The sequence below is a fragment of the Stenotrophomonas sp. 10L48 genome, from assembly GCF_056395105.1.
On the sequence record NZ_JBFTIX010000002.1, the window covers coordinates 185393 to 198015 of the forward strand.

A 12623-nucleotide genomic window follows, 5' to 3' on the forward strand; every position below is an offset into this window, starting at 1 on the left:
CCGACCATGTCCGAACAGAAGCCGCCGCGTTACAAGCCTTACAACCAACCGGCAGGCGGCTGGGGGGCCGCCGGTGCGACCGCCAAGGTGCTGCTGCAGCAGAGCGTGATCGGCAAAGGATCCAAGGCGCTGCTGGCGATGAACCAGCCGGGCGGATTCAAATGCCCCAGCTGCGCCTTCCCCGATGCCGACCACCGCAAGAAGCTGGAATTCTGCGAGAACGGTGCCAAGGCCCTGGCCTGGGAAGCGACCCAGCACCGGGTGACCCGTGAACTGTTCGCCCAGCACACCGTCACCGAGTTGATGGCGCAGACCGATTACTGGTTGGAGCAGCAGGGCCGGCTGACCGAGCCGATGCGCTACGACGCCGCCACCGATCACTACGTGCCCTGCGAATGGGACGAGGCGTTTGCACTCATCGGTCGCCATCTGCAGGCGCTGGACAACCCCGACCAGGCCGAGTTCTACACCTCCGGCCGCACGCCCAACGAGGCGGCGTTCCTGTATTCGATCTTCGTGCGCGAGTTCGGTACCAACAACTTCCCGGACTGCTCGAACATGTGCCACGAGCCGACCAGCCGTGGCCTGCCACCAGCGATAGGCGTGGGCAAGGGCACCATCGTGCTGGACGACTTCGAACACGCCGAGGCGATCTTCGTGATGGGCCAGAACACCGGCACCAACTCGCCGCGGATGATGAGCAACCTGGTGGAAGCGCGCAAGCGCGGTGTGCCGATCGTGGCGGTCAACCCGATGCCGGAGCGTGCCCTGATCCGCTTCACCGAACCACAGGACGTGGTGCAGATGGCCACGTTCGGTTCCACCGAGATCACCAGCGAGTTCGTGCACGTCCGCATCGGCGGCGACCTTGCGCTGATCAAGGGCATGATGAAGGTGATGTTCGAGCGCGAAGCCCAGGGTGAGTCAGTGCTGGATCATGCGTTCCTGGCCGAACACACCGTTGGCCTGGAGGCGCTGCGCGAGGACGTGCTGGCGCAGGACTGGGATGAGATCGTGCGGGTGTCGGGCATCGCACAGGAACAGATCCGGCGCTGCGCGGAGATCTACATCCGTTCGCAGGCGACGGTCATCTGCTATGGCATGGGCCTGACCCAGCACCAGCAGGGGTCGCGGCTGCTGCAGCAGGTGGCCAACCTGTTGTTGCTGCGCGGTAATTTCGGCAAGCCGGGCGCGGGTATCGGTCCGATCCGTGGCCATTCCAACGTGCAGGGCGACCGCACCGTCGGCATCGACGAGAAGCCCACGGCGCGCTACCTGGATCGCGTGCAGCAGGTGTTTGGTTTCGATCCGCCGCGCGAGCACGGCCACCATGTGGTCGAGTCGATCGCGGCGATGCTCGATGGCAGTGCCAAGGTGTTCATCGGCATGGGCGGCAACTTCATCCATGCCGTGCCCGATACCGAGCGCGCCTACCAGGCCATGCGCAGACTGGAACTGACCGTGGGCATCGCCACCAAGCTCAACCGGGGGCATCTTGTGCACGGTCGCGACGCGCTGATCCTGCCGGTGGTGGCGCGCTCGGAGTGGATCCGCACGCCGAAGGGCGAGCAGTTCGTCACCATCGAAGATGCGATGTCCAACGTGACGGCGTCGCGCGGCGTGCTGGAGCCGGCCAGCGACCAGGTGCTGCCGGAGGTGGAGATCGTCTGCCGGATGGCGATGGCAACGTTGCCGGGCAGCAAGGTGGACTGGGCCGCGTACATGCACGATTACGGCCCGATCCGCGACTTGATCGCCGCCGTCTACCCGGCCATCTATGCCGGCTTCAACGAGCGCATCCAGGCACTGCACGGCTTCCATCTGGATATTCCGCCGCGCAGGCGCGTGTGGCCGACCCCGAACGGCAAGGCCAACATCCTCGTCATGCCGGGCCTGGAAGTGAACACGGTAGTCGATGACCCGGAGATGCTGCGGCTGGCCACGGTGCGCTCGCACGACCAGTACAACACCACCATCTACAGCTACAACGACCGCTACCGGGGCGTGTACAACGACCGCATGGTGGTGTTCATGAACATCGAGGACCGTCTGGCGCGCGGGCTCGACAAGGAAGCCCTGGTGAGCCTGGAAACGATCAGCGACGACGGCGTGACGCGGCGAATCGAAGGCCTGACCGTGCTTGACTACCCGATGCCGCGCGGGGCGCTGGCGGGCTACTACCCGGAGCTCAACCCCCTGCTGCCGCTGGACTACTACGATCGGATCAGCGGTACGCCAGCGGCGAAATCCATTCCGGTACGGATGCGCGCGCAGGTCGACGTGCCCGCGTAGGCGCCGATCCTACAATTGCTCGTTGTCGCTCAGCACGATGCTGCCATCCAGCAGCACCGGCACCATCTGGGTCCAGCCCTTGGCGTTGTAGTCGAGGCTGACCAGGTACACCCAGCCGCGCGCTGCGTCCTCGCTCTGCGGCGCAGCGCCGGCGGTGAACCGCTGCAGGCTTACCTCGGAGACCACGAAGTCATCGCCGGGATAACGCAGGCGCGCGTGGGCCAGTGCTGCCGCCGCAGCTTGATGCACCGACAGCGGCGGCTCGGCGCGTGCCGGGTCGAACGCGGGAAGCGTTCGCAACCGCGTCCCGCTTACCTGCCAGCGCTCATGGGTGTGGTCACCATCGCCGCTGGACAGCACGGTCCATTGGCGTTCGCCTGCCATGACCGGAAGGCTCAGCAACGCGGACAGCAGGAGGGCAGCAGAGGGGAAGCGGGCAGGCATGGAAAGGCTCCAATGAACGTCATGCATGATGACAGCAGGCAGCGGCGACGGGCGCATCGTGCGTCGGCTATCATCAGCCCGTGGATATATCCGGCCTGCTGCTGCGACTGATGCTGCTCCTGACCCTGGTGCTGAATGCACCGGCGCTGGCGCTTGCCTCGGGCGGCATCAACGGTCAGTCCGGCGGCGGTCATTGCGATGGCCCCCACGAGATCGCCGACGCTGCGATCTCTGTCACGCCCGCCTGCTGCGATGAACGGAACGCAGCCGCGTGCAGCAGCGAGGATTGCGAGTGCGTGCCGGCGAGTGTGGCCATGCTGCCGTCGGCGGCAAGCCTTGCTGCATGGCCGCTGCGTGCAGTGCCCGGTGACGCGCTGCCGCCGGCTCATCCCGCGCCTGCGCTACCTCACCTGATTCGCCCGCCGATCGCCTGATCGCGCGCAGGTTGCGTACCTGCCGTCCTGCAGTACCCCTCATCTACTTGACCCACGCGCATCCGTCGCGTGGATGGCAGGCGCTCGCGCCTGCGATTGCAAAGGAAAACCTGATCCATGAACCGCATTCTTTCCCTGAGCCTGTTACTCACCCCCGTTCTGCTGGCCACCGCCTGCGTGCGTGCCTCCGAAGAGGCCGTGTCCTCGCCCGCAACCGCAACCGCAACCGCCTCGGCGGTCGAGGCGACGGCCGGAGCGAAGATCGACCGGGAGCTTCCGTTGGCCATCGTGCACAAGACGGCCAGTTGCGGTTGCTGTGGCGTGTGGGCCGACCACCTGAAGGCTGCCGGCTTCGCGGTTGAGATACGCGATACCGATGACATGCATCCGGTCAAGCAACGGCTCGGCGTACCGGCCGGCAAGGCGTCCTGCCATACCGCCGAGATCGGTGGCTACGTGGTGGAAGGCCATATTCCGGCCAGCGACATCAAGCGCCTGCTGAAGGAAAGGCCGACGGCACGTGGCCTGGTGCTGCCGGGGATGCCGGCGGGATCTCCGGGCATGGAAATGCCTGATGGCCATGTGCAGCCGTATACCGTGGAGCTGGTGCTGGCCGATGGCAGCACCCAGCCCTTCGCACAGCACGGGCAGGGTGGCTGACAAGGTGTGGCGGGCGCGGCGGCGGATCGCCGCCGCGCCTGGTCAACGCTGCTTTTCGCGTTGCTTCTTCAACTGCGCGTCGAAATTGCGTTCGGCCGTGTCGGCGTAGTCCTGGCAGGTCATTGCCTTGGCACCCGCTGATGCACCGGCGGCGTAGTTCCAGCCGCTGGCGCCGGGATGCGGGGTCAGCAGGACATCGCAGGGCAGGGCGCGCACCGTGGCGAAGCTGCGGCGATAGTCCTCGATCAGGTGCGGGTAGCGCGGGTTGGCCTGCAGCTGATAGCCCGGCGCACTCAAACTGTCGGCGTAGACCATGCGCACCGGCTTGCCGCCCCGGGTGTCGGTCCAGGTCCAGGCGGTGCTGCCCGGGGTATGGCCGGGCACGAAGTGCGCGGTGAAGTCGACGCCACCGAGCGAGACCACCTCGCCATCCATGATGATCCTGTCCGCCGTTGCCGGCGGATAGGTGATGTCGTCGCCGAAGTGCAGGTCGTTGCTGCCGCCACGTGCCAGCAGCACCGCAGATTCGGCATTTGCGACGATCTGCGCAGCGGTACTGCGCTTGAGCGCAGCAACCGGGCCGGCGTGATCGGCGTGGGCATGACTGAGCAGGATCAGGCGCAGATCCTGCGGCGCAACGCCGCGCGCTTTCATGTTGCGCAGCAGGTGGTCGGCCATCTGCGGCATGCCGCCATCGAGCAGCACCGCGCCCTGCGGCGTCTGCACCAGCAGCGCGGTCAGGTCTTCGGTGCCGATCTGCCAGGTGTGATCGGCAATCTGCAGCGGCGCCATCGGCTGCAGCCAGGAGGCATCAACGGTGTAGGCACGCAGTTGCGGCAGCGTCGGTTCGGCGGCAGAGGCCGCAGCGGGAAGCAGGGCAGCGAGCGTGATGGCGAGGGTCTGCAAGCGCATGGGAGGGCACCGATGTAGGAGGCCCAGAAACTAGCATGGGCCTCCTTCATCGCGTCACGCATAGAATTCATGGCACCCATAAGGCGCCATGTCTCAGTAGCGATACTGCCACCCCAGCGTAAGCACTCGCCCACGCCCGGCGAAGTAGCTCGGGTTGGATGGCGTGGTCTGCGAGTAGTAGGTGATGTACTGCTTGTTGGCGAGGTTCTGCACGCCCAGGGTGAAACTGCTCTTGCCCAGCGCATAGCGGGCGACCAGGTCGACCGTGGTGTAGCCCTTGAAGCTGGCCACCGGCACGCCGCGCAGGTCGAAGTCGCGATCGAAGGCATGGCTGGCTTGCAGACGGGTGCTGAGTTGCGAGGTCCAGCCCTGTTCCCAGAACGCGGTCAGACGGTTCGGGGCGATGTTGACGCCTGCCAGGTCGCTTTCCAGACGACCATCCAGGTCGGCGTCGTAGCGGCCATTGGCGCGGGCATAGCCCATGCCGAGGTGGCTGTCACCCAGGCGCAGGCGCAGGTTGGTCTCGAAGCCTTCCACCCGCGTGGCCTGGCGCTGCACGTTGTAGGCATCGATGCCGGCGTCATAGACCAGTACCGAACCCAGCTTGGATTCGGAGGTGTAGTACGCGATATCGCCGCTGAAGCGGCCGTCGTCATACTCCAGCCCGATCTCGCGGTTGTCCGACACCACCGGCGACAGGTCCACCAGGTTGTCCACGCGCTGGCCATCGCGATTGATCGCGCGCAGCACGCGGCCAACATCGGCCACGGTGTAGCCTTCCGAATACGACGCGTAGGCATTGAGACGGTCATTGATGTACCAGACCGCGCCGAAGTTCGGCAGCGTCTCGCTCATCGTCGGTTTGCCGCCGGCCACCTTGCGTGCGCCGTAGCGGGGCAGGGTGGTGTAGTCGCCCACCTCCAGCTCGCCCTTTTCGTAACGCAGTCCTGCGGACAGCATGACGTGGTCGGTGGGCCACCACTGCAGCTGCAACAGCGGCGACAGGCTCTGATAGGTGGTCAGCGGCACCCAGTTCAGGCCGCTGGCCAGCAGCACCTGATGGGTGCGGTCGCGCAGGCCATCCAGCCCGAGGGTCACGTCCAGCGAGGTGTCGCCGATGCGACGCCAGCTCTGGGTCAGCTTGAAGCCGCGTTTGTCTGATTCATTCTGGGTCTGGTCCCAGGCGGCGTTGGCACCCGTGTTGCCCCAAGGGTCCCACTGGCTGGCGCCGTAACGCCCTTCGAAATCGACCGCGAAGGCCTGTGCCAGGAACTGGCCGCCGAACAGATCGGCATTGCCGTAGTCCAGGGTCAGCGAGCGTGAGCGGTTCATCGGCGGATCGAGCGGCGTATCGCCGGGCACCGACGTGGCCGGGCGACCGGTGCGGAAGTTGCCATCCACAGGCAGGTAATTGTCCAGGCCACGCAGTTCGTAGCGATTGGCCATCAACTGCACGCGCTGGCCTTCGGCGATGTTCCAGCCAAGCTTGGCGAAGATGTTGGTCGAGGTCGAATCCATCAGTTCGCCCTGCGCGTTGGTGCCGATCGCACGGCCGTCGCCGTCGTAGTACAGGCCCTGCCGTTCATGGGCGAGGCCAGCCACGAGGTCGAACTGTTCGCCGCGGATGCCCACCAGTGCCGAAGCGCGCTGGCCGTCATCATCGCGCCGGCGCGGCGAGGCGGCGGTGAGCGAAAGGCTGCTGTCCAGCAGGAAAGCACCCGGTTCGCTCGGCGCACTGCGGGTGATGATGTTGACGATGCCGCCGGTGCCGCCGATGCCCTGCAGCGCGTTGGCACCGTGGATCACTTCGATGCGTTCGATCATCGCCGGATCGATGGTATGCGAATCACGCGAGCCGTCGCGCAACGGGGTTGACTGCGGCACGCCGTCGACCATGTACAGGATGCCGCGCCCGCGCATGCTTTCGCCATAGTTGGACATCTTCTCGCGTGCCGGAGCGAAGGCCGGGATCTGCGAGGACAGCACGCGTGACACATCCGAGCCCAATGCCAGCTGCTGCTGGACGTCCTCACGGGTGAGCACGGTGATGGTGTTTGGCATGGCGGTCTCGCCCTGCGGCATGCGCGCGGTGGACGCCGACACAGTCACTCTGCCAAGCGAGGTTGCGGCTGCCGGCGCTGGCGCAGTGCGCGGGCGGTCCGTGTTTGCCGCCGCAGCTGCCGTAGCGAGCGCGCTGCGGATCACGAACACGCCCGGCGAGCGTTCCTCGACGCTCAGTCCCTGGCCGGCAATCAGCCGTTGCAGTGCTTCGCGCGGGGCATAGCGGCCGTCCAGCGCTGGCGCCTGGCGGCCGGCAACGCTGTCTGCAGCGAACAGCAGCTGGATGCCGCTCTGCCTGGCCACCGCATTGAGTGACTGTTGCAGCGGGGCGGCCGGAAGATGGACGTCCACCGCCGTGGGGGTGGACTGCGCCGCCGCCGGAAGGGCGGCGCACAGGCTGACGGCCAGCAGGGCAGGCGTCAGGCGGCGCAGGGCGGCGGGCAGGGCAATGCGGGTCATGCGGGGTCCTTCAGAGGGGTTCATGCAGCAGCCGTATGAGCAGGGCCATAACCCACCCTCGGTGCCGAATTCAGTGGCGTGCGGAGATGTGCACGCTGCCGTCGCCGCGGACGTGGACGGCGACGGGCAGGATCTCCGGCAGCAGCGCCAGCGCGGTGGCGGCATGGTCGCCATCGAACACGCCCGATACCTGCAGCGTGGCCAGTCCGGGTTCGTCCAGTACGATTGCGCCGTGGTGATAGCGCTGCAGGCTGCGTACCACCTCGCCCAGCGGGGCCTGCGCGAACTGCAGTCGGCCCTGCGTCCATTCCCCGCTGCCAGTGGCGATCGGCTGCGGCGGCTGCACCGGCCCTGTCCCTGTCCCTGCCAGCAGCTGCTGGCCAGGCTGCAGGTGCTGCTCGCCGTCACGGCCAGCAACGCGCACGCCGACCTCGCCTCGCCACAGGCGGACTTCACTGCGGTCACCGCGTCGCTCCACGTCGAACACCGTGCCGTAGTTGCGCACCTGCACGGGCCCGGCATCGACCTGGAACCGGCGCCAGCGCGAGGGCGCCACGTCGAAGCGGGCGCGTCCGGAGACCAGCACCGCGCGGCGCGAACGCAGATGGCTGCGCACCTGCAGATGGCTGCCCGCATCCAGCTGGATACGGCTGCCATCGGCCAGCAGCACGTTGCGACGTTGGCCGATGGCCGTCCGGTAATCGTGCTGTTGCCAGCCGGGATCGACAGCGTAAAGCCCGCCCAGTCCAGCCACCAGCAGCAGGCCGAGCGCAGCCCCGCCGATCTGCCGGCTGCGGTGGGGGCGATACAGTTGCGCCGGATCGGGTACCGGGAACAGTGCCTTGAGGGTGTCCCGATGTTGCTCCAGCAGACGATCAGGCGAAGGCGTGCCGGCCTTGTCCGGGAGTGGAGGGCGCGGGCGAGGGGGCGCTGTCACGTCAGCGCCCTCACCGGCAGCGCCTGCCGGCAATCGACCATCGCCAACCGCAGATGCCGCTCGACCGCCTTCAGGCCGATCCCCATGCGGCGGGCAACCGCAGCCTGCGGAACGTCATGGATCTTGTGCAGGATGAAGACCTGGCGGCGTCGACAGGGCATCGCACGGATGACGTCGACAAGCCGTGCCAGTTCCTGCGCGGCAACGGCCTGTCTGGCCGGGCCGGCACCTTCGCAGGCCGCATCGGGCAGTTCGGCACGCGGTTCCACCCACTGGCGACGCAGGTCTTCAGCACGGCAACGATCAACCGCAGCGTCATGCGCCATCCGTCGCAGCAGCGCCATCGGCTGGCGCACGCCGGCCGGTTCGGGGCGCTCCAGCAGGCGTACGCAGACGTCGTGCACCACCTCGCGGGCCAGCCCGGGTGAGGCGAAGCGACGGCGCAGGTAATCCACCAGATCCTCGTAGTGGCGCACCAGCGAGGACACCAACGGCAGCACAGGTGGCGGGGGGTGCGGTGGCGTGGACATCCGGGAAAGCGGCGCAGGCAGGAAGGGGTGCCAGGCAGGGCCAGCCCTGCGCGGTGTCACGATAGTAATGGGAACTGTTCGCATTTGCTATCGGATGAGCGACGACGGGATTGTTCGCGGTGCCCGGAAAGTGAATCCATGATCACCCTCTGCAGCGCACACTCGGCCGCAGATAGGCTGCATGGCAGCCATCGGGGAGAGTGACCATGCACGTGCTTCTGGTGATCGTCGGCGGGTTCCTGCTGCTGGCCGTCTTCGCGCTGTTCGGCAGGCTCTGGAGCACAAGCAGCCCTCAGCTGCCAACGGGGCTGCTGGCCTTCATCGGCACCTGGCTGCTGGTATCGGTGGCCAACATGTGGGTGGGGGTCAGCCGGGCAGGCTATACGGTGCGCGAGGAGTTGCCGATCCTGCTGCTGGTGTTTGCCGTGCCGGCGCTGGTGGCCGGTGTCATCTTCTGGCGGCTGGGCCGCTGAACCGAGGATCCGTGATGCCGGCAACGCCCCGTCTTCCTGCCCTGCGTCGTCGCGACGGCCATCATGCACGGGTGACCTACGAAGAACTGTTCTTCGACCTGGTCTATGTGTTCGCGGTCACCCAGCTCAGCCACCACCTGCTGCACCACCTGGGCCTGCTGGGCGTGCTGCAGACGCTGGTGTTGTGGTTTGCGGTCTGGCTTGGCTGGCAGTACGCGTGCTGGGTCAGCAACTGGTTCGACCCGGAGGCGCCGCGTATCCGTGGCCTGTTGTTCGTCACGATGCTGCTGGCGTTGCTGATGTCTTCGTCCATCCCGGAAGCCTTTGCCGGTCGCGCCTGGATGTTCGCCGGTGCCTACGCCACGATGCAGGTAGGGCGGACGCTGTTTGTGCTGCTGGAAGTAGGGCGCTCGCACCCGCTGGCCGCCAACTTCAGGCGCATGCTGGCCTGGGTCAGCGTTTCGGCCTGCTTCTGGCTGGCCGGTGCATCGGTCGAGGGCAATGCGCGGCTGGCATTGTGGGCGGTGGCTGTCGCCTGCGAGTACATCTCGCCGATGTTCGGCTTCGCGTTTCCGGGCCTTGGCCGTTCGCGTACCCGCGAGTGGACCATCGAAGGTGGGCACCTGGCCGAGCGCTGCCAGTTGTTCGTGATAGTCGCATTGGGTGAGACGTTGCTGGCAACCGGCGGCGTGCTGAGCGAGGTGGAGCGCTGGAGTGGCGCGGTGGTGTCGGCAGTGCTGGCGACCTTTGCCGGTACGATCGCGATGTGGTGGCTGTACTTCGGCATCTCCAGCCGCGACGCCACCGACACCATCACCCGTTCCGACGACCCGGGCCGCATCGGCGCCTACTTCCACTACGTGCACGCGCTGCTGATCGCCGGCATCATCGCCACCGCCGTCGGCAACGACCTGGTGATGGACGAACCGGAGGCGAGGGTGACCCTGCCGTATGCCGCGATGCTGGCAGCGGGGCCGTTGATCTACCTGCTGGGCAGCGCACTGTACAAGCGGGCGGTCTACGGCCGCGTGCCGCGCTCGCACCTGGTGGGGGCAGGGGTTCTGGTCGTGCTCGGCTTCGTGCTGCCATGGATGCACCTGCTGGCGGCAGGGTGGCTGACCAGCATCGTGCTGCTGGCGGTGGGGCTGGCCGATACACGGTTGAAGCGAAGCATTGCAGCGACGCGCCGTTAGGGGGCTGCCCGGCAGGCCTGAGCTCAGCGCAGCTCCGCAGCCATCGCCGCCAGTCGGCTCACGGTGTTGATGTTGCGGCCGGTTCCGTTTGCTGCGAAGGGGACGCGCAGGCGCGAACCGGCCATGCCATCGCCGTAGTGGATGAACAGCTCGCGCTTGCCGAGAGCGAGCTGTTCTTCGCCAATACCCGTCACGCCCTGCAGCGGATCCTTCGGCAGCTCCGCATCGATGAACAGGGCGACGACACGGTTGCCGGCGGCGTCCTTGAACGGGTTGCGGGCGACCACTTCGGCCATCTCAGCAGCGGTACGCAGCAGCACGCCGACCGGCTTGCCCGCATAAGCATGCAGGCTTTTCGCCAAACTGCCGCGCACACCCGCCTCGTCGAGCGTACTGCTGAACACGGCATTGCCGCTGGCGATATAGGTGCGGACGTCCCGGAATCCGGCGTTCTCGCACATCCGCACCAGCTCGGTCATCGGTAGCTTGCCGGTGCCGCCGACATTGACCGCGCGCAGCAGGGCCACGTAGGCGGTCATGGCGCAGCGGCCTGCAGCCGGTCGTACATGCGGACCAGATCGACCAGCGTGCGTGCTTCCATCTTGCGCATGACCTGCGCGCGACGCACCTTCACGGTGATCTCGCTGACCCCCAGGTCGGCGGCGATCTGCTTGTTCAGGCGACCGCGCACCACGCCGGCAACCACCTCGCGCTCGCCGGCGTTCAAGGTGCCCCAGCGCAGCTGCAACGCGCCCAGCGCATCACCCTCGCGGCGCCGCTGGCGATCGATCCCGATGCCCCTGTGGATCGCGTCCAGCAGTTCCTGGTCGCGGAACGGCTTGGTCAGGAATTCGATGGCGCCGTCCTTGATCGCATTGACGCCCATGGCGATGTCGCCGTGGCCGGTGATGAACACCACCGGCAGGTGCAGATCGTGGCTGGCCATGCTGCGATGGAAATCCAGTCCGCTCTGCCCGGGCATGCGCACGTCCAGCACAAGGCAAGCCGGAGCATCCTCCATCGCATGGGCAAGAAATTCGCCGGTCGAGGCGAAGGCCCGCACCTGCAGGCCCATCGAGGCCAGCAGGTCCTCCAGCGCGGCGCGCACCGAGGCGTCGTCGTCGACCACGTAGACGATCGGTGACGGTTCAATAGGTGCTGTGGTGGGTTTACGCATGCGCAGCCTCCGTGGCCGTTGGCAGCTCGAAGATGAAGCAGGCGCCGCCACCGGCCGGTCGTTCGGCGCGGATATGGCCGCCGTTGGCTTCGATCATCGAGCGGCTAAGGCTGAGGCCCAGGCCGAGGCCGTTCGCCTTGGTGGTCCAGAATGCATCGAACACGCGGTCAGTCTGCTCAGCGGGCAGGCCGACACCGCGATCGCGCACGCTCAGGCTGACGTGGCCGCGACCATCGTACGCCGTCAGCATGGACAGCCTGCGCTCGCTTACGCGCGTGTCCGACATCGCATCGACGGCGTTGAGGATGAGGTTGCCGATCACCTGCTGCACCTGTACGCGATCGGCATGGGCAGGGGGGAGTTCATTGCCCAGCACCAGCGCCACGGTCACACCATGCTGTTCCAGTTCGCTGCGCGAGAGTGCCAGCATTTCCTCCACGGCCAGGTTGAGGTCGAAGGCCTGGCGCTCTGGCGCGGCGCCTTGGGTCAGGCCACGGATGCGGGCAATCACGTTACTGGCGCGATGGGCGTCGGCGACGATGCGGGCGATGGTCTGGCGCGCCTTGTCCAGGTTCGGCGGCTCCTGGGCCAACCAGCGCTGGCTGGCTTCGGCGCTGCTGGCGATGGCCGCCAACGGCTGGTTCACTTCATGTGCGATGGAGGTGGTCAGCTCGCCGACGGTGGAGGCGCGGGCCACCCGCAGCAGGCGCGCCTGTGTATCCTGCACCGCGGCCTTGGCCGCTTCCATCTTCAATGCCAGGTAGGTGGTGATGCCGATCACCAGCATGCCGATCGCTGAATTGACCAGGCCGATGCGGTAGGTGCCGAAGCGGGTGAGGAAGAAGCTAAGGCCGGTCAATGCGATGCAGACTGCCGCAAGGGCGATGAGCCCGCGGGCGGGAAGCCGCCGCGACGCTGCCAGGATCACCGCCGCGTAGAAGCAGGCGGCAGCAACGGCGTAGTCGGTAACCGTATCGACCAGGAAGATGGCCGCCATCACGATGATCAGGGCCAGCACGACCAGTGGGCGGCGGGGCGACAGCGATGGCAT

Annotated in this window: 13 protein-coding genes; 5 read left to right on the top strand and 8 right to left on the bottom strand. The window is 66.8% G+C overall.

Features of this window, described 5'->3' with window-relative positions; genetic code table 11:
• Positions 1-6 precede the first annotated feature (6 nt).
• Complete coding sequence (locus AC1DCU_RS04225) at positions 7-2292, top strand: FdhF/YdeP family oxidoreductase (RefSeq protein WP_478013499.1); 2286 nt, start codon at positions 7-9, stop codon at positions 2290-2292.
• 9 nt (positions 2293-2301) lie between these two features.
• Here the strand turns inward: AC1DCU_RS04225 and AC1DCU_RS04230 are convergent, their stop codons facing one another.
• Positions 2302-2736 carry a hypothetical protein gene (locus AC1DCU_RS04230; protein ID WP_442251793.1) on the bottom strand — a complete coding sequence of 145 codons (435 nt, stop codon included), beginning with the start codon at positions 2734-2736 and terminating at the stop codon, positions 2302-2304.
• Between the two features lie 110 nt (positions 2737-2846).
• Here AC1DCU_RS04230 and AC1DCU_RS04235 point away from each other — a divergent pair, with 110 nt between their 5' ends.
• A complete protein-coding gene (locus AC1DCU_RS04235; protein WP_144435761.1) occupies positions 2847-3170 on the top strand; it encodes a hypothetical protein in 324 nt (107 codons plus the stop codon).
• Positions 3171-3287: 117 nt separating this feature from the next.
• On the top strand, positions 3288-3830 hold the full coding sequence (locus AC1DCU_RS04240) for a DUF411 domain-containing protein (protein WP_442251794.1): 543 nt from the start codon (positions 3288-3290) through the stop codon (positions 3828-3830).
• Positions 3831-3872: 42 nt separating this feature from the next.
• On the opposite strand, the gene blaL1 is transcribed toward AC1DCU_RS04240, so the two are convergent.
• The 4 genes from blaL1 to AC1DCU_RS04260 form a co-directional block, all read right to left on the bottom strand.
• On the bottom strand, positions 3873-4742 hold the full coding sequence (gene blaL1, locus AC1DCU_RS04245; protein ID WP_442251795.1) for a L1 family subclass B3 metallo-beta-lactamase: 870 nt from the start codon (positions 4740-4742) through the stop codon (positions 3873-3875).
• Between the two features lie 93 nt (positions 4743-4835).
• A complete protein-coding gene (locus AC1DCU_RS04250; RefSeq protein WP_313115095.1) occupies positions 4836-7262 on the bottom strand; it encodes a TonB-dependent receptor in 2427 nt (808 codons plus the stop codon).
• Between the two features lie 70 nt (positions 7263-7332).
• Complete coding sequence (locus tag AC1DCU_RS04255) at positions 7333-8199, bottom strand: FecR family protein (protein WP_282279796.1); 867 nt, start codon at positions 8197-8199, stop codon at positions 7333-7335.
• Entirely contained in the window at positions 8196-8729 is a 534-nt protein-coding gene (locus AC1DCU_RS04260) for an RNA polymerase sigma factor (RefSeq protein ID WP_180831086.1), read from the bottom strand. The genes AC1DCU_RS04255 and AC1DCU_RS04260 overlap by 4 nt, the downstream gene beginning before the upstream one ends.
• Positions 8730-8935: 206 nt before the next feature.
• On the opposite strand from AC1DCU_RS04260, the gene AC1DCU_RS04265 reads away from it, so the two are divergent.
• Complete coding sequence (locus tag AC1DCU_RS04265; protein WP_282279797.1) at positions 8936-9202, top strand: hypothetical protein; 267 nt, start codon at positions 8936-8938, stop codon at positions 9200-9202.
• A gap of 14 nt (positions 9203-9216) precedes the next feature.
• Complete coding sequence (locus AC1DCU_RS04270) at positions 9217-10395, top strand: low temperature requirement protein A (RefSeq protein WP_282279798.1); 1179 nt, start codon at positions 9217-9219, stop codon at positions 10393-10395.
• 23 nt (positions 10396-10418) lie between these two features.
• On the opposite strand, the gene AC1DCU_RS04275 is transcribed toward AC1DCU_RS04270, so the two are convergent.
• Genes AC1DCU_RS04275 through AC1DCU_RS04285 form a run of 3 tightly spaced genes read right to left on the bottom strand, consistent with a single transcriptional unit; the run spans position 10419 to position 12623 of the window.
• Positions 10419-10934 carry a DUF1697 domain-containing protein gene (locus AC1DCU_RS04275; protein WP_282279799.1) on the bottom strand — a complete coding sequence of 172 codons (516 nt, stop codon included), beginning with the start codon at positions 10932-10934 and terminating at the stop codon, positions 10419-10421.
• Positions 10931-11572 (bottom strand): response regulator transcription factor, encoded by a 642-nt coding sequence (locus tag AC1DCU_RS04280; protein ID WP_282279800.1) that lies wholly within the window; start codon positions 11570-11572, stop codon positions 10931-10933. Before AC1DCU_RS04280 ends, AC1DCU_RS04275 begins: the two co-directional genes overlap by 4 nt.
• Positions 11565-12623, bottom strand: coding sequence for a sensor histidine kinase (locus tag AC1DCU_RS04285; RefSeq protein ID WP_442251796.1), 1059 nt, complete (start codon positions 12621-12623; stop codon positions 11565-11567). The genes AC1DCU_RS04280 and AC1DCU_RS04285 overlap by 8 nt, the downstream gene beginning before the upstream one ends.

Coding starts and splice junctions, on each gene's coding strand:
- AC1DCU_RS04225 (WP_478013499.1), top strand. CDS start 7: ATGTCCGAACAGAAGCCGCCGCGTTACAAGCCTTACAACCAACCGGCA.
- AC1DCU_RS04230 (WP_442251793.1), bottom strand. CDS start 2,736: ATGCCTGCCCGCTTCCCCTCTGCTGCCCTCCTGCTGTCCGCGTTGCTG.
- AC1DCU_RS04235 (WP_144435761.1), top strand. CDS start 2,847: ATGCTGCTCCTGACCCTGGTGCTGAATGCACCGGCGCTGGCGCTTGCC.
- AC1DCU_RS04240 (WP_442251794.1), top strand. CDS start 3,288: ATGAACCGCATTCTTTCCCTGAGCCTGTTACTCACCCCCGTTCTGCTG.
- blaL1 (WP_442251795.1), bottom strand. CDS start 4,742: ATGCGCTTGCAGACCCTCGCCATCACGCTCGCTGCCCTGCTTCCCGCT.
- AC1DCU_RS04250 (WP_313115095.1), bottom strand. CDS start 7,262: ATGACCCGCATTGCCCTGCCCGCCGCCCTGCGCCGCCTGACGCCTGCC.
- AC1DCU_RS04260 (WP_180831086.1), bottom strand. CDS start 8,729: ATGTCCACGCCACCGCACCCCCCGCCACCTGTGCTGCCGTTGGTGTCC.
- AC1DCU_RS04265 (WP_282279797.1), top strand. CDS start 8,936: ATGCACGTGCTTCTGGTGATCGTCGGCGGGTTCCTGCTGCTGGCCGTC.
- AC1DCU_RS04270 (WP_282279798.1), top strand. CDS start 9,217: ATGCCGGCAACGCCCCGTCTTCCTGCCCTGCGTCGTCGCGACGGCCAT.
- AC1DCU_RS04275 (WP_282279799.1), bottom strand. CDS start 10,934: ATGACCGCCTACGTGGCCCTGCTGCGCGCGGTCAATGTCGGCGGCACC.
- AC1DCU_RS04280 (WP_282279800.1), bottom strand. CDS start 11,572: ATGCGTAAACCCACCACAGCACCTATTGAACCGTCACCGATCGTCTAC.
- AC1DCU_RS04285 (WP_442251796.1), bottom strand. CDS start 12,623: ATGCCATCGCTGTCGCCCCGCCGCCCACTGGTCGTGCTGGCCCTGATC.